The sequence below is a fragment of the Allobosea sp. 10N428 genome, assembly GCF_056394545.1.
Genome location: NZ_JBFTIC010000009.1, coordinates 51,058 through 69,950 on the forward strand (window position 1 = coordinate 51,058; position 18,893 = coordinate 69,950).

Below are 18,893 nucleotides of genomic sequence, written 5' to 3' on the forward strand. Positions count from 1 at the left end.
GCAGCTGTATGCCCTAGCCACCGGGGGCGTTTGTCGTATGCCCGCCTTCACCTGCCGGCTGCTTTAGGAATTGACTCAACAGATCCACCGGCAGCGGGAACACCACCGTCGAGGAGCGTTCGCCCGCGATGTCATGCAGGGCCTCGAAATAGCGCAGCTGCATGGCTTGCGGCTCCGCTGCCAGCATGTGGCCGGCTTCGACCAGTTTTGCCGCGGCCTGCTGCTCCCCGTCGGCGTTGATGACCTTGGCGCGCCGCAGCCGCTCCGCCTCGGCCTGCTTGGCGATGGCGCGGACCATGCTTTCGTTGAGGTCGACATGCTTGATCTCGACATTGGATACCTTGATGCCCCAGGCATCGGTGCGCTGGTCGAGAATCTCCTGGATGTCGCTGTTGAGCCTGTCGCGCTCGGCCAGCATCTCGTCGAGTTCGTGCTTGCCGAGCACCGAGCGCAGCGTGGTCTGGGCCAGCTGGTTGGTGGCGGTCATGAAATCCTCGACCTGGATGATCGCGCGCTCGGCATCGACGATGCGGAAATAGAGCACGGCATTGACCTTCACCGAGACGTTGTCGCGTGAGATGACGTCTTGCGGAGGCACGTCCTGCACCACGACGCGCAGGTCCACGCGCACCATCTGCTGGACGAAAGGCACGAGGATGATGAGGCCCGGCCCCATAACCCCCGTGAAGCGACCGAGCGTGAAGACCACGCCGCGCTCATATTCTCTCAGGATGCGGATCGCCGCCGACAGAAAGAAGGCCGCCAGCAGCGCAATGATCAGATAGGCCACGTAACCGACCATCGTCGTCATCGTCGTGCTCCATCGTTCGCCGCATCGCGCCGCCGGACGGTCAGGACGAGGTTGCTGACCGCGGTCACCTCGGCGCTGTCCCCGGGCGTGATGGGCTCGTTCGCTCTCGCCCGCCAGCGTTCGCCGAGCGCCAGCACATGGCCTTCGCCGCCGTCCCAGTCGAGGATGTCCACGGCAAGCCCGCGCATCGCCTCGCCGCCGACGCGGGGCGGGTTGCGCCGCGCCGCCCAGACATAGGTGCCGGCTAGCAGCGCGAGCCCCAGCGTCACCGCCGCAGCGGGGCCGATGATCGCCCAGGATATGGCGAAGCCCGGACCCTCGACCTGGAGCAGCATGGTCGCACCGAGCAGGAAGGCGGCTGTGCCGCCGAGCCCTAGCACGGCCGTCGGATTGAAGGCCTCCATGATGAGAAGGGCGACGCCGAGCAGCATCAGCGCGAGCCCGGTATAGTTGATCGGCAGCAGATCGAGCGCGTAGAGGCCAAGCAGCAAGCAGGTGGCGCCGACCACGCCCGGCGCCACCGCGCCGGGGCTGATGAACTCGAAGACGAGGCCGTAGACGCCGACCAGCATCAGGACAACGGCGATGTTCGGATTGGTGATGACGGAGAGAAGCTGGATGAACCAGCCCGGCTCGAGCGTCTCGACGGCTAGGCCCTTGGTGGCCAGCACTTCCTTCTTGCCGGCAACGTCGACGGTGCGGCCATCGGCCAGTTGCAGAAGCTCGGTCGTGTCGCGAGCGACGAAGTCGATGACATGCTGGTCGAGCGCCGCGCTGGCCGACAGGCTCGCCGCCTCGCGTACCGCCTTCTCGCCCCAATCGCCGTTGCGTCCGCGCAATTCGGCGAGCGAGCGGATTAGCGCAACCGCGTCATTGGTCACCTTGGCGAGCATCGCGTCGCCGGCCGGCCGCCCGCCAGCGTCCTTCCCGTTGCCGCCCGGGCCCTTATCCTTCTCCCCGCCGGGGAGCGAGGGTAGCCCGCCCATCTCCACCGGGGTGGCGGCCCCGATATTGGTGCCGGGCGCCATCGCCGCGACATGGGTGGCGTAGAGGATATAGGTCCCCGCACTCGCCGCATGGCCGCCCGCCGGCGCGACATAGCCGATGACGGGAACGGGCGAGGCCAGGATGTCGGCGATCATCTCGCGCATCGACGTGACCAGGCCGCCGGGCGTGTCCAATTGGAGGATGAGGACTTCGGCATTGCGCCTGGCGGCGACGCTCAGCGCTTCCTTGAGCTGGCGCGCGCTTCCCGGACCGATCGCGCCGTCGATCGAGGTGCTCAACGCGACCCGTTCCGCCGCCGTTCGGGCAGGCGAAAAGGAAGAAGGAACCGCTGCGGCTAAGACGGCCGCTGCAAAAAGGGCCACCCGCACGAGTCTCACGGTCAGAACTCCGTGGAATCTATATGGGCTCGATTCCAGCGAAGTCCATGACGTCGGCGACAGCGGCGCAGGTCGCGACGTCTCCTGCCAGCAGATTGCGCCCTTGGACACCTTCGCCCATTGAGCTCGCGACCACGGGCGAGTGACCGGCACCCGATTTTCAAGGATCTAGTAGATCGAGCGGAGCTATCTAGGGAGCGCCGACTGCCTTGCCGCGCAGCAGCCCGAAGATTGCGAGCACGAACAACCCGGCTGAGACGAGCGCGTTCCAGCCAGCAAGCGACAGGCCGAGGAAACGCCATGCCGCTTCCGAGCAGGCGACGATCCGGGCCGTCTGCAGCTGCTTCATGAAATCCTGCATGCCCGCTGCGGCTGGCGCCGCGCCCCCGCAATCATTCGGCCCGACGAACCAGCCCCATTCGACACCCGCGTGATAGACGCCGAGCCCTGTGCTCCAGGCCATCAGGCCCGCAAGTCCCAGCAGAGCAATCCACTGCAGCAGCGGCGAACGCGCGAGCACCAGCGCAGCCAGCGCCAGGCCGATGGCGGCATAATGCGGAACGCGTTGCTCGAGGCAGAGTTTGCAGGGCTGCAGATGGATGACCAGCTCGAAGAACCAGGCTCCTCCGATCAGGGCAAGGCTCGCAAGCCCGATCAGCGCGATCAGCCGCGGCAGGGTGAGCAACCGGCGGGGATCGGGGGACACAATGGCTGAAGAGGCGGTCATGGCAGGGCTCAGCAGGAAAGCAGCTGGCCCGAACCTGCAACGAGCTTGAGGCCGAAATAAAGCACGATCAGCACGGCGGCGCCGAGGAGCGCGATCACTTTCAGGCGACGTTCGATGAAGTGCCGGATCGAGACGCCATAACGACGCAGCAGCAACGCCAAGGCGAAGAAACGCGCCCCGCGCGCCAGCACGCAGGAGATGACGAAGAAGGCGAGGCCGATATGGACTGCGCCGGCCAGGATCGTCACGACCTTGATCGGCGGCAGATGCGCCAGACCCGAGGTCGTCAGCAGGATGAGCGTCATGTCCGGGCCTGCGCAGGCGCGCAGGGTCTCGAAGGCGTCAAGCTTGCCGTAGAAAGCGAGCACCGGCTTCGCCAGCGCCTCGAAGGCGTAATACCCCAGCGCATAACCGGCGATACCGCCGAGCACCGAGAACAGCGTCGCGATGAAGGCCAGCCGGTAGGCCCGCTGCGGCCGCGCCAGAGCCATCGGCACGAACAGCACATCGGCCGGGATCAGGAAGAACGAGCTCTCGACGAAGGCGACGATGGCCAGCCAGAGCTCGGCGCGCGGCCGGGCCGCGAGCGACATGGTCCATTCGTAGAGGCGCTTGAGCATGGCGCTCTAGATCATGGGGCGGCGCGTGACGCAACGGCCCGCGCGCTCCGGGAGGATTGTCGCGGCACCGGTGTGCCATCCCTGCAAGGGCCGTGCGTGAAACACTCCGCGACCTTCAGAGCACAGCGCACTGAAACCTGTCGCCGCTGCCGTTCCACCGATTGACCGGCATCGGCCGATCGGTATAGTCCGCCCGCCTGCATGGGCCCCTGTGGCGGAATTGGTAGACGCGCTCGACTCAAAATCGAGTTCCGCAAGGAGTGCTGGTTCGATCCCGGCCAGGGGCACCAAAAATCTGCTTCGCAGACAACCGAAAAGCCGCTCCGGCCCGCTGGTTTGGCCGGCCTTTCGCTTTTCCGGCCTTCTCTGACGTTCGTCGATGGGCGCGAGAAGATGTTGGCCTCTGATGAGCACAGGCCAACATCTGCCGCCGAGACGGGTTCGTGCCGCGTATGGATCGTCATCTCGACGGGCCCCGGCTCGATCAACTGATGCGGATGCCTTGGGCGGCCAGGGCGCTAGCTCCGACCCAAGTCGCCCCGGTCAATACAGAATTCCCTCCGTCGGCGATCCTCAATTCACGTTCTTCGCGCCCGGCCGCAGCGAGAGTATTGTGGTTCGCTGACGACGCTGCGGGATCTGCGAGGCCATGTCGTTCGTTATGGCCATGCAGAGCGTCACAGCCGGAACTCGGGGCCGGCTCTGAGGAGAGAAGGCGATGTCGGGACATGCTCTTTTGACCGCACAGACGGTCGAGGACTGTATCATCGACCAGGGCTGGGAGCGGTACACCCCCGAGGACCACGCCATCTGGCGCACGCTGTTCGAGCGCCAGCAGCGCACCCTGAGGGGCCATGTGTGCCAGGAATATCTCGACGGCCTCGCCGCGCTGGGCATCGGCCCCGAAGGCGTGCCGAATTTCGCGCGCATGAACGAGCGGCTGCGGCGATTGACCGGATGGGAGGTGGTAGCGGTGCCGGGGCTCATCCCGTCGCGTCCCTTCTTCCAGATGCTGGCCAACCGCCAGTTTCCGGCCGGCACCTTCATCCGCGGCCGCGAGCAGCTCGACTATCTGGAGGAGCCCGACATCTTCCACGATGTCTTCGGCCACGTGCCGCTGCTGACCAATCCCGCCTATGCCGACTACATGAACGAATATGGCCGCATCGGGCTCGTCGCCGTCGAGACCAAGGGCGTGAAGTTCCTCGCGCGCCTCAACTGGTACACCATCGAATTCGGGCTGATCCGCAAGCCCGAGGGCGTCCGCATCTACGGCGCCGGCATCGTCTCGTCCTTCGGCGAGGCGAAATATGTGGTGGACGACCCTTCCGCCCACCAGCTGGCCTTCGATCTCGAGCGCGTGCTGCGCACCGGCTATTACATCGACGATTTCCAGGCGACCTATTTCGTCATCGACCGCTTCGAGGATCTGTTCGAGCTGCTCAGGAGCGAGGATTTCACCACCCGTTTCGAGGAGCTGCGCGCCCTGCCGGCCCATACGCCTTTCGAAATCCTGCCGCAGGATGTAGTCCTCCGGCAGGGTACCGGCCATTTCTGGCGCGAATTCCCGGCCACGAAGACCAAGCTGAAGTAAGTTTGGGCTTGTCGCTGTCGAGAGAATGCAGGACCGGTCATTGCGCCTCGCACGGAGGACCGCAGGGGCCGGCCAATCGAATCGTCGTCACCATTCGCACGCGCCCCTTTGCCCGGACAATGCCGCGCAGTGCGAGCGTCGGGCGAGCTTCCTGCCTGGCGTAGCGTTCGCAGCGCCGACGGGCCTTCGTTCGAGCGGCTTCCGCCTCGCACGACAACAGACGGCTCTTGCGCGGGAAACCGCGCTCCTTCATGGCATGGATGAGGCGTTGCCGATGAGACTTGCCCTCTCGCCGGAGCGCGCTCTGTCACTTCGCAAATCGGGAACCAGTCGCTTTGCGCATTCTCGTGATCAATCCCAACACGATGCCGGAAATGACGGCCCTGGTCGCGCGGGTCATCGAACCCTATCTGCCGCCGGATACGACGATGGTGCCGGTGACCGGACGCTTCGGCGCGCATTACATCGCCAGCCGCAGCGCCAGCGTCGTGGCGGCCCATGCGGCGCTCGAGGCCTTCGCCGAGCACGGCCATGGCTGCGATGGTGTCTACCTCGCCTGCTTCGGCGATCCCGGCCTACTCGCGCTCAAGGAGATGGCGCGCGTTCCCGTCATCGGCATGGCCGAAGCCAGCAGCCGCCTCGCGGCGCAGAAGGCCGAGCGCTTCGCCATCGTCACCGGCGGGGAGCGCTGGGGACCGATGCTGCGGGAGTTCGTCGGCTCGATCGGCCTCGGCGGGCGCCTTGCCGCCGTCGAGACCGTCGCGCCCACCGGAGCCGACATCGCCCGCGACCCGGACGGCTCCATCGCCATGCTGGCCGAGGCCTGCCGCCTCGTGGCGCGGCGTGATGGCGCCGGCGCGGTCATCCTCGGCGGCGCCGGCCTCGCCGGTCTTGCCGCACGGGTGCAGCCGCATGTCGACATCCCCGTGATCTGCTCGGCCGAAGCGGGCGTCCGGATGCTATTGGACGCGCTGGAGCAGCCCTTGCGCAAGCCCGGGAGCGGCGACCTCGCCTTGCCCGCCCCCGTCGCCAGCACTGGCCTGTCGGACGGCCTGGCCCGCCTGCTGGCGCAGCCCTGACACCCGATCGAGGCGCCCGCACGATCCCCGGACGCCCCGTTGTCCTCGCTCAACCCTTGACGGCAAGCGAGACGCCGTTGAGCCCGGCGATCCAGTCGGAGAGCATCGGCACATAGTCCTCCCCGTGCCCGCTCGCCACCGCCGCCGCATAGCTGTTCTTGACGGCGTTGCCGATCGGGTTGGCGACGCCTGCATCGTTGGCTACGCTCTCCAGATAGCGCACATCCTTCAGGGCGTTGCTGAGTGTGAACTTGTGGGCGTCGCGGTCGCGCTCCAGCACGTATTTCATGAAGGTCTGGTAGAAGCCGCAATCCATGCGGCTGCCGCGCAGCACGCTGTCGAAGGTCTGCGGCGTGATCCCGATTTTCTGGCCGAGCGTCAGCGCCTCCGCGTAGATCGCCGCATAGCCCAGCGAGAGGAAGTTGTTGATCAGCTTCATCTTGTGCCCGTCGCCGACAGGCCCGAGATGCACGATTTTCTGCGCCCAGGCCTCGCAGGCGGGCTTGATCCGGGCGAAGATCTCCGGCGCGGCGCCGACCATCGCAGAAAGCTGTCCCTGTGCCGCCTGAGCCGGGGTGCCGCCGAGGGGCGCATCGGCCAGATGCAAGCCCTTCGCCTCCAGCTCAGCGGCAAGCCGCACCGTCACCGTCGGGTCAGACGTCGAGCAATCGACGATCACGGTGCCGGGCTTGGCCCCCGCCATGATGCCGTTATCGCCCTTCACCACGGCCTCGACCTGGGCCGAGCCGGTAACGCACAGGAAGATGATGGAGGAGCGCGCGGCGAGCTCCTTCGGCGTCTTCGCCTCAACTGCACCGGCCGCGACCAGTTCCTCGACCGGCTTGCGGTTGCGGTGCCCGATCACGGTGAGCGGAAAGCCCTTGTCGACCAGATTGCGGGCCATGCCCTGCCCCATCAGGCCGACGCCGATGAAGCCCACCGACTCTTTGGTTGCAGTCATCTTCAAATTCTCCCGCTGATATGGTTGAGATGAAACGGAACGTGAAGAAAACGGCCCGACTCGCCGGCGATCGCGAGGTCAGCACTCACAGTGGACGAGACATGACTGCCGACGGCCCGCCCGAGACCAGCCGGACCAGAAGCCCCAACCCGGCGGGCATGGCCGGTCGCAGCCGTGTCACCCTGCAGAGCATCGCCGACCACCTCTCGGTCTCGACCGCGACGGTCTCGCTGGCCCTGCGCGGCTCGCCGCTTGTCGCAGAGGCAACGCGCGAACGCGTACGCGAGATCGCCCGCTCGATGGGCTACAGCTACAACCGCAGCGCCGCCTCGCTGCGCACCGACCGGACCAACATCATCGGCGTCGTCTTTCACGACATCACCAACCCCTATTTCGCCGAACTGCTGGCCGCGATCGAGGAAACGGCAGGCCGCCATGGCCGCTCGATTCTGCTCGGCACCTATGCGGAAGATATCGAGAAACAGGCGCGCGTGCTCGGCAGCCTCGCCGAATATCGCCCCGACGGCATGATCCTCTGCTCGGCCGGCGGCAGCACGGCCGAGAGTCTGGCGCCGCTGATCGATGCCGGCGTCCCGATCGTGCAGCTCTCGCGCGAGATCGCCGGGATCGATCTCGATTTCGTCGGATCCGACGACCGGCACGGCACCACCCTGGCGATGGAACATCTCATCGGCCTCGGCCATCGCCGCATCGCCTTCCTCTGCGCGAATGAGAGCATCTCGACCGGGCGCAACCGCTATGCTGGCTATCGCGAGGCATTGGCCCGTGCCGGCCTGCCGCTTGATCCGGCGCTGGTCCATTTCGACTTCGGGACCCGCGAAACCGGCCATCAGGGCATCCTCAAGGTGCTCGACGCCGCCGGCCCGCCGACCGCGGCGGTCTGTATGAACGATCTCGCCGCCTTCGGCGCCATGCTCGGCCTGCGTCATCGAGGGCTCGAAGCTGGCAGGGATTTCTCGATCGTCGGCTGCGACGATGTGAAGGAGGCGGCGCAGTGGTTCCCCGCTCTCACAACCGTCTTCAATTTCCAGAACGACATGGGCGCCAAATCGGCGGAGTTCCTGCTGAACCGCATCGCCGATCCCGCCGCGCCGACGCAGCGCCTGCTGCTGACCCCGGCGCTGATCGTTCGCGGTACGACCTGCCCGCCGCCCTAGGTCCTCACCCCTCGAGCCCTCATTCCGAGGAGCGCTTCGCAGAAGCGCGTCTCGAAGGATGGGCGAGATGTCTCCAGAGCCTCCCGGAGCATCCTTCGAGACGCCGCTGCGCGGCTCCTCAGGATGAGGGCAGAAGTCTTCGACCACCGGATCAACACCGTTCAGGCATCGTTGGCAGGTTTGGCGTTGAGCGCGCGATAGGCTCGGACCACCTGCGAATCGTCGCGCCCGCCATGGCCGAGGCCCGAAGCCGCGAGGAACATCTGATGCGCGGCGGCCGCGAGCGGGAGCGCCGTCTTGGCCGCGCGCCCGGCATCGAGCACGATGCCGAGATCCTTGACGAAGATATCGACGGCGCTCGCCACCGCCGGGTCGGGCTCATGCATGCGCGGCCCGCGATCCCGGAGCATCCAGGAGGAGGCGGCCGAGCCACCCATGATCTCGAACAGCAGCCGCCCGTCGATGCCGGCCTTCTCCGCCAGCGAGAGCGCCTCGGCCGCCACCGCGATATGGACACCGCAGAGGAGTTGGTTGACGGTCTTCACCGTCGCGCCCTGCCCCGGCTTCTCGCCCACATGGAAGACCTTGTCGCCGAGCGCATCGAGCACCGGCTTGGCCCGCGCGAAGCTTTCGGGCGCCGCGCCGACCATGATGGTCAGCGTCCCGCCCTGTGCGCCTTTGACGCCGCCCGAGACCGGCGCGTCGATGAAGTGCCGGCCGGTCTTCGTGACCTCCGCCGCGATCGCCTCGGCCTCGCCCGGCGGGCAGGTCGCCATCAGGATCACCGTCGCATCCGGCGCCAGCGCCGCGAGCGCCCCGACCTCGAACAGCACGGCACGCGCCTGAGCGGCATTGACCACCATGAGCACGAGCGCATCGGCACCTTTGGCTGCGTCGGCTGCACTCTCCGCGGCCTGCCCCCCAGCCGCGGCAAGCGCCTCCCGGGCCGCGTCCCGCATGTCGAAGCCGGTCACGCGGAACTGCCGCTTGACCAGGTTCTCGGCCATCGGTGCGCCCATCGCGCCGAGCCCGATGAAGGCGATGTTGGAAATCGTCATAACCATCCTCTGATGGGCTCCACCATCATGCTCGCTCTTGTGGCGAGCATCCACGTCTTGAACACCGGCGTTGCCGAAGAGCGACGCGGATGGTCGGGACAAGCCCGACCATGACGGATAGCCATCGCGTGCCCCCGATCTCGGTTCTAAGGAGCCTATTCCTTCACCGCACCCGTCATCGACGCCACGTAGTAATCGACGAAGAAGGAATAGAGGATCGCCACGGGAATCGAGCCGAGCAGCGCGCCCGCCATCAGCGAGCCCCAATGGTAGACGTCGCCCTCGACGAGCTGGGTCAGCACCGCGACGGGCACCGTCTTCTTCTCCGCCGACTGGATGAAGGCGAGCGCATAGATGAACTCGTTCCAGGACAGGGTGAAGGCGAAGATGCCGGCCGAGATCAAACCGGGCATCGCGAGCGGCAAGGTGATGCGCCACAAGGTCTGCAATCGCGTCGCCCCGTCGATCATCGCGCATTCCTCGAGCTCGTAGGGGATCGACTTGAAATAACCGATCAGGAGCCAGGTGCAGAACGGGATCAGGAAGGTCGGATAGGTCAGGATCAGCGCCAAGGGCGAGTCGAACAGGCCGAACTGGAAGATCAACGTCGCGAGCGGGATGAACAGGATCGAGGGCGGCACGAGATAGGCGAGATAGATCGCCAAGCCCACATATTGCGAACCCTTGAATCGCAGCCGCTGGATCGCATAGGCGGCAAGGACGCTGGAGAACAGCGAGAGCGCCGTCGCCACCGCCGCGACCATCATCGTGGTCCAGAGCCACTGCGGATAATCGGTCTGGAACAGCAGCCTGTTGATGTTCTCGAGCGTCGGCGACTTCACCCAGAACGGGTTGTTGTTCTTGTAGTCGAGGAGCTCCGCGTTCGGTTTGATCGCGGTGATCGCCATCCAGTAGAACGGGAACAGCAACACCAGCAGGAAGAGCGACAGCGGCAAATAGAGCATGATGAAGCGCCGCGGGCCGGACGACCAGTCGATGACGCCTTCACGCTCCTTGTCCTTGAGCTGCGGACGCGCGCCGAGGGCTTGATCAGTCATTGTCTTCCCCCTGCTGCCACTTGCGCCGGGCAAGGCCGAAATAGCTGAACAGCGTCGCCATCACGAGGAACGGGATCATCGCCACCGCGATCGCCGCGCCCTCGCCGAGCTGGCCGCCGGGGATGCCGCGCTGGAAGGCGAGCGTCGCCATCAGATGCGTGGCGTTCACCGGCCCGCCGCGGGTGATGGCGTAGACGAGCTGGAAATCGGTGAAGGTGAACAGCACCGAGAACGTCAGCACGATCGCCAGGATCGGCATCAGCATCGGGAAGGTCACGTGCCGGAAGCGCTGCCAGGCATTGGCGCCGTCGAGCATCGCCGCCTCGTACAGCGCCGGCGAGATGGTCTGCAGGCCGGCGAGAAGCGAGATCGCGACGAAGGGGATCCCGCGCCAGATATTCGCCGCGATCAGCGAGAACCGCGCCGGCCAGGGCTGGCCGAGGAAGTCGATATAGGTGTCGCGCCAGCCGAGCACGTCGACCAGCACATAGGAGATGATCGAGAACTGCGGATCGTAGATCCACCAGAAGGCGATGGCCGAGAGCACCGTCGGCACGATCCACGGAATCAGGATGATCGCCCGCAGCAGCGACTTCATCGGCAGATGGTTGTTGAGCAGCAGCGCCAGCCACAGGCCGAGCGCGAATTTCCCGATCGTCGCCACCCCCGTATAGAGCAGTGTGTTCCAGACCGCGGTGATGAACACCCGGTCGTACCAGAGCGATTGGAAATTCTCGAAGCCGATGAAATGGCCGGCGCGGCCGATGCGCGTATCGGTGAAGGCGAGCCAGATGCCCAGCCCCAGCGGGTAGCTCAGGAAGACGAGCAGGAACCCGGCCGCGGGCAGCAGGCAGAGGAAGATCAGGAACGGTTTGTAGTCGAACAGACGCACCAGCCAGTTTTGCTGCAGGCTGTGGACGGTTCGCGATTCGGCGGCAGCTATGGCCATGGCGCCCTCGCGTTCGGGTCGGCTGTGGCATCGGACCGAAAAGGGGAATCCACTCTTCGGACAATCCGATGCGCTAAGAACTCAAAAGGCCGTCGCTGTCGCCGATCGGACGCGCGACGATCCCGTCGGCCGCCGGACGAGCCGGCGGCCTTGAGCGGGCCGGATCAGCTCCGGTAGTACCGTTTGGCGCGGCGCTCGGCTTCCGCGGCGGCTTCCTCAGGCGTCGCCTGGCCGGCGCAGACGGAGGCGACCATCTGAACGACGACATATTCGGCATTGACCGTGCCAGCCGCCTCGTTGATCGAGCCCTTGTATCCGCTCCACAGCGCCCGTTCCCAGGTGTCGCGATAGACCAGGATCTTGGGATCGGCCGACCAGACCTTGCTCTCGGCATAAGCCTTCAGCGGCTGCGTCCAGTAGCCGTAGCAGCCGGTCAGCCACTTGTCGTACTGCTCCTTCTCCATCATGAAGCGGAGATATTCCTTGGCCGCGTTCGGGAATTTGGTGTGCTTGAACGCCATGGCGTTGATCACCAGCGCCGGCTCAGACGGGCGCCCGAACGGGCCGACCGGCATGGTCGCGTGGTTCAGATCCTTGGCGATCGCGGCGGTCTTCTCGTCCTTCGAGTTCTTGATCGAGAAATAGAGCGAGACGCCGTTCTGGGTGACGCCGATCTCGCCTGCCGTCAGCGCCTTGTTGTTGCTGATGTCGAGCCAGGAGAGCGTGCCGGGGATGAAGGTCTCGTAGAGCGCCTTGGCGTATTTCAGCGCCGCGATCGTCTCCTTCGAATTGATCGCGACCTTGTTGTTCTCGTCGACCATGTAGCCGCCATGGGTCCAGACGAGCCAGTTGCAGAAGGCGTTGCCGTCACCCACCGCGTTGCCGAGCGCGAAGCCGGCGGGATGGCCGTTCGCCTTGAGCTTGCGGCAGAGGTTGAGGAAGCCGTCGAGATCCTTCGGGAAGGTGTCGAAGCCCGCTTCCTTGACCCAGGATTCACGATAGACCGCCGGCGCGCCGGAAGCACCCATCGGGATCGAGATCCACTGGTTGGTCTTGTCCTTCTTGCCGTATTTCTCGGCGATCGGGTACCAGCCGCCATATTTCTTGCCGAGATCCTCGGCGATGCCAGTGAGGTCGATCAGCTTGTCCGAGAAGATGTGCGGGTCGTCGGCCCAGCCGACCACGACGTCGGGGCCGGCGCCGGTATTGGCGGTCACCGCCGTCTGCGGGCGCAAATCCTCCCAGCCGGCATAGTCGACGCGGACCGGCACGCCCGTCGCCTTGGTGAAGGCCTCGGTGTTCTCGTTGAAGATGGCCTGGTCGGGATCGACGAACTTCGTCGGGCGCAGCACGCGCAGCGTCGCACCCTTCTCGATATTGGCCTGCGCGATGGCCGGCGCGAGCGGCAGCGTTGCCCCGGCTGCAAGCCCGGCGCCGCCGATCAATACGTCTCTTCTGGAAATGCTCATGAAACCGTCTCCTCCGTGGGTGCGGCGGAGGCCTACATGGGACCTCCGTCCTGCATCGATTATGGGCACTGAACAGCCATTATCCACCGCCCGATCCAATGGGCGGCGAATTTCTGAGAGGCGCACCGGCCGGAGCGCGTCAGCCTGCCGGCGCCGGCTCTAAACGCGTGCCAGAGGACGCGTGGTCCGCCGGGGCCGTTGCGCGGCCCGAATGGCGCGAACTCTAGAGGCGCTTGCCGGTCGCAGCGTCGAAGAGATGCGTCACGCTGGTATCGGGCGTGATCCCGATGGTCTCGCCCGGCTTGGCTGTGATGCGCTCACGGAAGATGCAGGTCAGATCCTGCCCGCCGCAGCGGACGACGACCTGCGTCTCCGACCCCATCGGTTCGACAACCGCGACCTCGGCCTTCAGGCCATTCGGGTCGAGCTGGAAGTGCTCCGGGCGGATGCCCAGAACAGCCGCGCGCCCGTCGGAATTCGCCGGATGCTGGCCGATCGGCCAGACGACTCCGCCTTCGGTCTCGAAGCCATTGCCCGTGATCTTGCCCCTGAGCAGGTTCATCGACGGCGAGCCGATGAAAGCCGCGACGAACAGGTTCGCCGGATTGTCGTAGAGATCGAGCGGCGCGCCCATCTGCTCGACGATACCGTCATGCATCACCACGATCTTGTCGGCCATGGTCATGGCCTCGATCTGGTCGTGCGTGACGTAGACCGTCGTGGTCTTGAGGCGCTGGTGCAGCTCCTTGATCTCGGTGCGCATCTGAACGCGAAGCTTGGCGTCGAGGTTCGAGAGCGGCTCGTCGAACAGGAAGACCTGCGGATCGCGGACGATGGCGCGGCCCATGGCGACGCGCTGGCGCTGACCGCCCGAGAGCTGGCGCGGATAACGGTCCAGCAACTTGTTCAGGCCAAGGATCTGGGCAGCCTTGTTGACGCGCTCGTCGATCTCGCTCTTCGGCGCCTTCCGGAGCTTCATCGAGAAGGCCATGTTGTCGGCGACCGTCATATGCGGATAGAGCGCATAGTTCTGGAACACCATGGCGATGTCGCGCTCCTTCGGGGGCACGTCGTTCACCACGCGCGGTCCGATCCGGATTTCGCCGCCCGAAATATTCTCGAGTCCCGCGATCATGCGCAGCAGCGTCGACTTTCCGCAGCCCGAGGGGCCGACAAGGATGACGAATTCGCCGTCGTTGATGTCGATGTCGACGCCGTGGATGACCTGCGTCGACCCGTAGGCCTTGCGTACATCGGCGATCTGGACTGAAGCCATGCCGTCCTTCCCTGCTTTCCGTTCCCTCGTCGCACAGCCCGTCGTCCAGGCGTCACGACCACAATCGGCTTCTGATGACCGAATGATGAAAGCGGACCTCGCCTGCTTCGGGCGATTGTGTCCGCTCCAGTCTGCGATAAAGTCATACGATAGAAGCGGGCGTGTCAAGCGCCGCCATGGTCAGCGCCGTGCCTCGGAAGCGAGGCTGCGGCGAGACTGCAAAGGGAGGCCCTGACATGCGCGTGCGCGACTTCTCGCGTCCGACGACGCTTAATCCGGACCGGCTCTTCGGCCAGGTCGCGCAGAAGCTCGCGGTCGCTGTCATCACCGGCCGCATCAAGGCTGGCGAGGTCCTGCCCAACGAGGATGACCTGCGCTCGGACATCTCGGTTTCCCGCACCGCCTATCGCGAGGCGGTCAAGATCCTGACCGCCAAGGGGCTGGTCGAGGCGCGCCCCAAGAGCGGCACCCGCGCCGCGCCGCGCGAGCGCTGGAATCTGCTCGACCCCGATGTCCTCTCCTGGCATTTCGAAGCGGACCCGAACGAGCGTTTCATTCGCGATCTCTTTGAGTTGCGCCGCTTCGTCGAGCCCAGCGCGGCCCGCCTCGCCGCCCAGCGCCGGACCTCCGCCGACATCGCCCGGATCGAGGCCGCCTATCGCGGCATGGTCGACGGCCGGCCCTATGCCGACGCGACCATCCGCGCCGACCTGGCCTTCCACGAAGCGATCTTTGCAGCCGCACAGAATGCCCCGCTGCAATGCCTCGCCAGCGCCGTCATCGCGACGCTGCAATGGTCGATGCTGCTCAAGACGGGCGACGAGCAAGCCTATATCGAGTCGCTCCCCGACCACGAACATGTCCTGCTCGCCATCATCGACCGCGACGGCGACCTCGCCTCCGCCCGGATGGCCGGGCTCGTGATCGATAGCCTGAACACGACTCTCGCCTCGCTCGGCACGCACTACGCTACCGAGATGGGAAAAATCATGCGAATAAAGCATACTAAATAAGCGCCTCGCGCTCCGGCGCGAGGCGTCATCGGGTACCGCTCATGCAAAGGCGTCGCTACAATGCAACGTCAGGCAGCGTAGTCTCGTTTTAATCGATTCAGAAGCAGCGAATCAACATTCCTTCCAGCCCTACGGACAATGTGACGATGACAGTCTCCTCCAAGCCCGAAATCATCCAGACGGGCCCGCTGATGGCCTATGCTGCCGATCAGCTGAAGGCCCGCTTCACCGTCCATGAGCTGTGGAATGCGTCTGATCGCGCCGCTCTGCTCCGCGAGGTTTCCGGCCGCGTACGCGGCGTCGCGGCCGGCGGCGGCCATAACCGCGTCGATGGCGCGCTGTTCGACGCGCTTCCCAAGCTCGAGATCGCCTCGAGCTTCGGCGTCGGCTACGACCATGTCGACGCAGCCGAGGCCGGCCGCCGCGGCCTTGTCGTCACCAACACGCCCGACGTGCTGACCGACGAGGTTGCCGATCTCGCGCTCGGCCTCCTGCTCTCGACCGTGCGTCAGCTCCCGCAGGTCGATCGCTATCTGCGCGAGGGCAAATGGCTGAAGGGCAACTATCCGCTCACGACGTCGCTGCGCGGACGCAAGGTCGGCATCGTCGGCCTCGGCCGTATTGGCAAGGCCGTGGCGCATCGACTCGAAGCCTTCGGCCTGCCGGTCGTCTATCACGGCCGCTCGCGCCAGGAGGATGTGCTCTATCGCTACTATCCTTCGCTGGTGGAGATGGCAGCTGACGTCGACACGCTGATCTCGGTCGCGCCGGGGGGCGCCTCGACGCATCACATCATCAATGCCGAGGTACTGAAGGCGCTGGGGCCGAACGGCATCGTCGTCAATGTCGGCCGCGGGACCGTCATCGACGAGCAGGCCCTGATCAAGGCGCTGCAGGACAAGACCATCCTCTCCGCCGGCCTCGACGTCTTCGAGGACGAGCCCCGCGTGCCGGCCGAGCTGATCGCGATCGAGCATGCCGTGCTGCTGCCCCATGTCGGCTCGGCCTCGGTTCATACCCGTGAGGCCATGGGCCAGCTTCTGGTCGACAATCTCGTTTCATGGTTCGATGGCAAGGGTCCGCTGACGCCTGTGCCGGAGACCCCATGGAAAAAGGCCTGATTCGCCGGCTTCTGCCGCTATTCCTCCTTGGCGCCGGCGCCCTGCCGGCCGCCGCCCAGACGGCGCCGCTTCCGCGCGGCGCCAGCAAAGCCCCGGACGCGATCCGCCGCTGGCTCGGGGCCTGGGACCTTGAACTGGCCGGCGCGACCCGTAGCTGCACGATCACGCTCGGTGCGGACGCCTCCAGCAACGCGCGCCAGCTGCGCTTCCCGGCCACCTGCCGGCGCGCTCTGCCGATTCTAGACGATGCAAGGGGATGGGCATTGGCGGCGAACGGCCAGCCACAGCTGCTCGACGCCGGCGGCAAGGAACTCGTCGGTTTCCAGAAGGGCTCCCCCGAAGCAGGACTCGACGGGAAGGGCAGCGACGGCAAGGCCTATCGGCTGCTCTCCAAGGACCATCCGCGCGTAGCAGCCGCCGCGCCCGCCAATTCCCCCTCCGCCCTTGCGTCAGCGGCCCAGCGGCCGACCATCGTCGATCCCGCAAAAGCCCCTGCGATAGAAACATTGCCGGGGCGCTACGTCCTGATGCGCCAGCAGAACCGGGAGGCTTGTCGGCTCGTCCTGTCGCCGCCATCAGCCGGCGGACAGGCCCCCGCAGCGCTGGAGGGCGCCTGCCAGGATACGGGACTCACGATCTTCGACCCCGCCGGCTGGCGCTATGCCGGCGGCAGGCTCACGCTCGTCGCCCGCCGCGGCCACGGCACCGATCTGATTTTCGAGAATGGCCAATGGCGTAAGGATCCCCCAGTCGGCGCGCCCCTCCTGATGCGCAAGCTCGCCCCATGAGACATGCCGCGCGGCGAAAGCTCGCGCGGCGCAGGCAGGCTAAGCTGCCGCGTCCGCGGGCTTGAGCACGCCGCGGCGAATCTGGTCCTCTTCGATCGACTCGAACAGGGCGCGGAAATTGCCCTCCCCGAAGCCGTCATCGCCCTTGCGCTGGATGAATTCGAAGAAGATCGGCCCGAGCACGGTGCCCGAGAAGATCTGCAGCAACACCTTGCTCATCCGGCCGGCTTTCTCGCCAAGCGCGACAGCTCCTTCGCCGTCGATCAGAATGCCGTCGGCCTTCAGCCGCTCGACCGGCTCGCCATGGTTCGGCACGCGCGCATTGACCTTCTCGTAATAGGTGTCCGGTGGCGACGGCATGAAAGGCAGGCCGTTGCGGCGCAATTGCTCGACGCTGGCGTAGATATCGCGCGCGCCCATCGCGACATGCTGGATGCCCTCACCTTTGTACTGGCGCAGATACTCCTCGATCTGGCTCTTGTCGTCGAGCGACTCGTTGATCGGAATGCGGATCTTGCCGCAAGGCGAGGTCAGCGCCCGCGAGATCAGGCCGGTCAGCTTGCCCTCGATGTTGAAGAAGCGAATCTCGCGGAAATTGAACAGCTTGCCGTACCAGCCGGCCCAATGATCCATGCGCCCGCGATGGACGTTATGGGTGAGATGATCGAGATAATAGAGCCCAGCCTGCTCGGGATGCGGGTCCTGTTCTCCGATCCACTCGAAATCGACGTCCCAGATCGAACCCTTCTCGCCATAGCGATCGACGAAATAGAGCAGAGAGCCGCCGATGCCGCGCACGGCAGGGATCGCGAGTTCGCCCGGCCCGATCGCGCTCTCATAGGGCTCAGCGCCGAGCGAGACGGCCCGCTCGAAGGCATGCTTGGCATCGACCACCCGGAAGGCCATTGCGCAGGCGCAGGGGCCGTGCTCGGCGGCGAAGGCCTGGGCGAAGGAATCGGGCTCGGCATTGACGACGAAATTGACGTCGCCCTGACGATAGAGTGTCACCTGCTTCGAGCGATGGCGGGCGACCGGGCGGAAGCCCATCGTCTCGAACAGGGCGCCGAGCTTCTCAGGCTCGGGATGCGCGAACTCGACGAACTCGAAGCCGTCCGTGCCCATCGGATTCGCATCGGAAATTTCCGGCGGAGCCGCATCGTGCGGAAAGGGACCCATGGCATTCCTCCTGTTCTGTTATGAGCACATGGTCACGCAGAAGGGAGGCAAGGGGCGTGCAAATCTGTACGCCGCCGACTAAAAGATGCATCATCCATGCGCCACCGGCGAAATGGCGCATGATATGACCACGCTCGACACCCTCGACTGGCGGCTTCTCGATGCCCTGCAGCGCGATGCCTCCCTGACCAATGCCACGCTCGCGGAACAGATCGGCCTGTCCGCCAGCCAGATTTCGCGCCGCCGCCAGCGCCTCGAGCAGGACGGGGTGATCCGCGGCTACCGCGCCGCCCTGGAGCCGGCTGCCGTCGGGCTCGGCGTCATCGTCTTCATCCATGTCGCGCTCGACACCCATTCGCGCGACAATGCGCGCCGCTTCCGCGATCTCGTCAGGCTCACTCCGGCGATCCTCGAAGCGCATGCCCTCACCGGCGAGGCCGATTACCTGCTGAAAGTGGCGGTCGGCGACCTCAAGGCGCTCGCTCGGCTCGTCAACGAAATCCTGATGCCGCATGAGAGCGTGGCGCGTGTCCGCTCGGAGATCGCGCTCGAAACGCTGAAGGAACCCGGGCTCTTGCCGCTGCCGATGACATAGCGCGGCGCTTGTGCAAACTGCGCCTTCGTCACGCC

General features: G+C 65.7%; 17 protein-coding genes, 1 tRNA gene and 1 pseudogene. 8 read left to right on the forward strand and 11 right to left on the reverse strand.

The window, feature by feature from the left end:
• Positions 1-13: 13 nt before the first annotated feature.
• The 4 genes from AC1DDA_RS22515 to AC1DDA_RS22530 all read right to left on the reverse strand — a co-directional run bounded on the left by AC1DDA_RS22515 (position 14) and on the right by AC1DDA_RS22530 (position 3,543).
• Positions 14-811, reverse strand: a complete 798-nt coding sequence (locus tag AC1DDA_RS22515; RefSeq protein WP_441514007.1) for a slipin family protein — start codon at positions 809-811, stop codon at positions 14-16.
• Positions 808-2,196 carry an NfeD family protein gene (locus AC1DDA_RS22520; RefSeq protein ID WP_476797459.1) on the reverse strand — a complete coding sequence of 463 codons (1,389 nt, stop codon included), beginning with the start codon at positions 2,194-2,196 and terminating at the stop codon, positions 808-810. Before AC1DDA_RS22520 ends, AC1DDA_RS22515 begins: the two co-directional genes overlap by 4 nt.
• A 190-nt stretch (positions 2,197-2,386) precedes the next feature.
• Positions 2,387-2,923 carry a disulfide bond formation protein B gene (locus tag AC1DDA_RS22525; RefSeq protein WP_476797460.1) on the reverse strand — a complete coding sequence of 179 codons (537 nt, stop codon included), beginning with the start codon at positions 2,921-2,923 and terminating at the stop codon, positions 2,387-2,389.
• 8 nt (positions 2,924-2,931) lie between these two features.
• Positions 2,932-3,543 carry a YqaA family protein gene (locus tag AC1DDA_RS22530; RefSeq protein WP_476797461.1) on the reverse strand — a complete coding sequence of 204 codons (612 nt, stop codon included), beginning with the start codon at positions 3,541-3,543 and terminating at the stop codon, positions 2,932-2,934.
• Positions 3,544-3,748: 205 nt separating this feature from the next.
• Here AC1DDA_RS22530 and AC1DDA_RS22535 point away from each other — a divergent pair.
• The 3 genes from AC1DDA_RS22535 (at position 3,749) to AC1DDA_RS22545 (ending at position 6,216) form a co-directional block, all read left to right on the forward strand.
• Positions 3,749-3,833: transfer RNA gene (locus tag AC1DDA_RS22535), tRNA-Leu, on the forward strand.
• Positions 3,834-4,261: 428 nt separating this feature from the next.
• The gene (gene phhA / locus AC1DDA_RS22540; RefSeq protein ID WP_476797462.1) at positions 4,262-5,137 is read left to right on the forward strand and encodes a phenylalanine 4-monooxygenase; all 876 of its coding nucleotides are present in this window, start codon (positions 4,262-4,264) and stop codon (positions 5,135-5,137) included.
• A 335-nt stretch (positions 5,138-5,472) separates the two neighbouring features.
• Positions 5,473-6,216 carry an aspartate/glutamate racemase family protein gene (locus tag AC1DDA_RS22545; RefSeq protein ID WP_476797463.1) on the forward strand — a complete coding sequence of 248 codons (744 nt, stop codon included), beginning with the start codon at positions 5,473-5,475 and terminating at the stop codon, positions 6,214-6,216.
• Positions 6,217-6,265: 49 nt separating this feature from the next.
• Here the strand turns inward: AC1DDA_RS22545 and AC1DDA_RS22550 are convergent.
• Positions 6,266-7,204 (reverse strand): annotated as a pseudogene (locus tag AC1DDA_RS22550) (NAD(P)-dependent oxidoreductase); the annotation flags it as partial.
• Between the two features lie 74 nt (positions 7,205-7,278).
• On the opposite strand from AC1DDA_RS22550, the gene AC1DDA_RS22555 reads away from it, so the two are divergent.
• Positions 7,279-8,355: a LacI family DNA-binding transcriptional regulator gene (locus tag AC1DDA_RS22555; protein ID WP_476797464.1), complete on the forward strand. Its 1,077-nt coding sequence runs from the start codon at positions 7,279-7,281 to the stop codon at positions 8,353-8,355.
• A gap of 161 nt (positions 8,356-8,516) precedes the next feature.
• Here AC1DDA_RS22555 and AC1DDA_RS22560 read toward each other — a convergent pair whose 3' ends face one another.
• The 5 genes from AC1DDA_RS22560 to AC1DDA_RS22580 all read right to left on the reverse strand — a co-directional run bounded on the left by AC1DDA_RS22560 (position 8,517) and on the right by AC1DDA_RS22580 (position 14,165).
• Positions 8,517-9,413 (reverse strand): NAD(P)-dependent oxidoreductase, encoded by an 897-nt coding sequence (locus AC1DDA_RS22560; RefSeq protein ID WP_476797465.1) that lies wholly within the window; start codon positions 9,411-9,413, stop codon positions 8,517-8,519.
• Between the two features lie 155 nt (positions 9,414-9,568).
• Complete coding sequence (locus tag AC1DDA_RS22565) at positions 9,569-10,471, reverse strand: carbohydrate ABC transporter permease (RefSeq protein WP_476797466.1); 903 nt, start codon at positions 10,469-10,471, stop codon at positions 9,569-9,571.
• Positions 10,464-11,420 carry a carbohydrate ABC transporter permease gene (locus AC1DDA_RS22570; RefSeq protein WP_441513998.1) on the reverse strand — a complete coding sequence of 319 codons (957 nt, stop codon included), beginning with the start codon at positions 11,418-11,420 and terminating at the stop codon, positions 10,464-10,466. Before AC1DDA_RS22570 ends, AC1DDA_RS22565 begins: the two co-directional genes overlap by 8 nt.
• 164 nt (positions 11,421-11,584) lie before the next feature.
• Positions 11,585-12,889, reverse strand: a complete 1,305-nt coding sequence (locus AC1DDA_RS22575) for an ABC transporter substrate-binding protein (protein ID WP_476797467.1) — start codon at positions 12,887-12,889, stop codon at positions 11,585-11,587.
• A gap of 223 nt (positions 12,890-13,112) precedes the next feature.
• On the reverse strand, positions 13,113-14,165 hold the full coding sequence (locus AC1DDA_RS22580) for an ABC transporter ATP-binding protein (RefSeq protein ID WP_476797468.1): 1,053 nt from the start codon (positions 14,163-14,165) through the stop codon (positions 13,113-13,115).
• A 236-nt stretch (positions 14,166-14,401) separates the two neighbouring features.
• Between AC1DDA_RS22580 and AC1DDA_RS22585 the strand changes: the two genes are divergently transcribed.
• From AC1DDA_RS22585 to AC1DDA_RS22595, 3 genes are all read left to right on the forward strand, one after another.
• Complete coding sequence (locus AC1DDA_RS22585) at positions 14,402-15,178, forward strand: FadR/GntR family transcriptional regulator (protein ID WP_476797469.1); 777 nt, start codon at positions 14,402-14,404, stop codon at positions 15,176-15,178.
• Positions 15,179-15,324: 146 nt separating this feature from the next.
• On the forward strand, positions 15,325-16,299 hold the full coding sequence (locus AC1DDA_RS22590) for a 2-hydroxyacid dehydrogenase (protein WP_476797470.1): 975 nt from the start codon (positions 15,325-15,327) through the stop codon (positions 16,297-16,299).
• A complete protein-coding gene (locus AC1DDA_RS22595; protein ID WP_476797471.1) occupies positions 16,284-17,087 on the forward strand; it encodes an AprI/Inh family metalloprotease inhibitor in 804 nt (267 codons plus the stop codon). The genes AC1DDA_RS22590 and AC1DDA_RS22595 overlap by 16 nt, the downstream gene beginning before the upstream one ends.
• Positions 17,088-17,126: 39 nt before the next feature.
• On the opposite strand, the gene hppD is transcribed toward AC1DDA_RS22595, so the two are convergent.
• Entirely contained in the window at positions 17,127-18,263 is a 1,137-nt protein-coding gene (gene hppD / locus AC1DDA_RS22600; RefSeq protein WP_476797472.1) for a 4-hydroxyphenylpyruvate dioxygenase, read from the reverse strand.
• 124 nt (positions 18,264-18,387) lie between these two features.
• Between hppD and AC1DDA_RS22605 the strand changes: the two genes are divergently transcribed.
• A complete protein-coding gene (locus tag AC1DDA_RS22605; protein WP_476780475.1) occupies positions 18,388-18,858 on the forward strand; it encodes an Lrp/AsnC family transcriptional regulator in 471 nt (156 codons plus the stop codon).
• Positions 18,859-18,893: the final 35 nt, after the last annotated feature.

Excerpts from the sequence above, each read along its gene's own strand:
- AC1DDA_RS22585 (WP_476797469.1), top strand. The coding sequence starts at position 14,402 with ATGCGCGTGCGCGACTTCTCGCGTCCGACGACGCTTAATCCGGACCGG.
- AC1DDA_RS22530 (WP_476797461.1), bottom strand. The coding sequence starts at position 3,543 with ATGCTCAAGCGCCTCTACGAATGGACCATGTCGCTCGCGGCCCGGCCG.
- phhA (WP_476797462.1), top strand. The coding sequence starts at position 4,262 with ATGTCGGGACATGCTCTTTTGACCGCACAGACGGTCGAGGACTGTATC.
- AC1DDA_RS22580 (WP_476797468.1), bottom strand. The coding sequence starts at position 14,165 with ATGGCTTCAGTCCAGATCGCCGATGTACGCAAGGCCTACGGGTCGACG.
- AC1DDA_RS22555 (WP_476797464.1), top strand. The coding sequence starts at position 7,279 with ATGACTGCCGACGGCCCGCCCGAGACCAGCCGGACCAGAAGCCCCAAC.
- AC1DDA_RS22525 (WP_476797460.1), bottom strand. The coding sequence starts at position 2,923 with ATGACCGCCTCTTCAGCCATTGTGTCCCCCGATCCCCGCCGGTTGCTC.
- AC1DDA_RS22595 (WP_476797471.1), top strand. The coding sequence starts at position 16,284 with ATGGAAAAAGGCCTGATTCGCCGGCTTCTGCCGCTATTCCTCCTTGGC.
- hppD (WP_476797472.1), bottom strand. The coding sequence starts at position 18,263 with ATGGGTCCCTTTCCGCACGATGCGGCTCCGCCGGAAATTTCCGATGCG.
- AC1DDA_RS22570 (WP_441513998.1), bottom strand. The coding sequence starts at position 11,420 with ATGGCCATAGCTGCCGCCGAATCGCGAACCGTCCACAGCCTGCAGCAA.
- AC1DDA_RS22590 (WP_476797470.1), top strand. The coding sequence starts at position 15,325 with ATGACAGTCTCCTCCAAGCCCGAAATCATCCAGACGGGCCCGCTGATG.
- AC1DDA_RS22515 (WP_441514007.1), bottom strand. The coding sequence starts at position 811 with ATGACGACGATGGTCGGTTACGTGGCCTATCTGATCATTGCGCTGCTG.
- AC1DDA_RS22565 (WP_476797466.1), bottom strand. The coding sequence starts at position 10,471 with ATGACTGATCAAGCCCTCGGCGCGCGTCCGCAGCTCAAGGACAAGGAG.
- AC1DDA_RS22605 (WP_476780475.1), top strand. The coding sequence starts at position 18,388 with ATGACCACGCTCGACACCCTCGACTGGCGGCTTCTCGATGCCCTGCAG.
- AC1DDA_RS22575 (WP_476797467.1), bottom strand. The coding sequence starts at position 12,889 with ATGAGCATTTCCAGAAGAGACGTATTGATCGGCGGCGCCGGGCTTGCA.
- AC1DDA_RS22560 (WP_476797465.1), bottom strand. The coding sequence starts at position 9,413 with ATGACGATTTCCAACATCGCCTTCATCGGGCTCGGCGCGATGGGCGCA.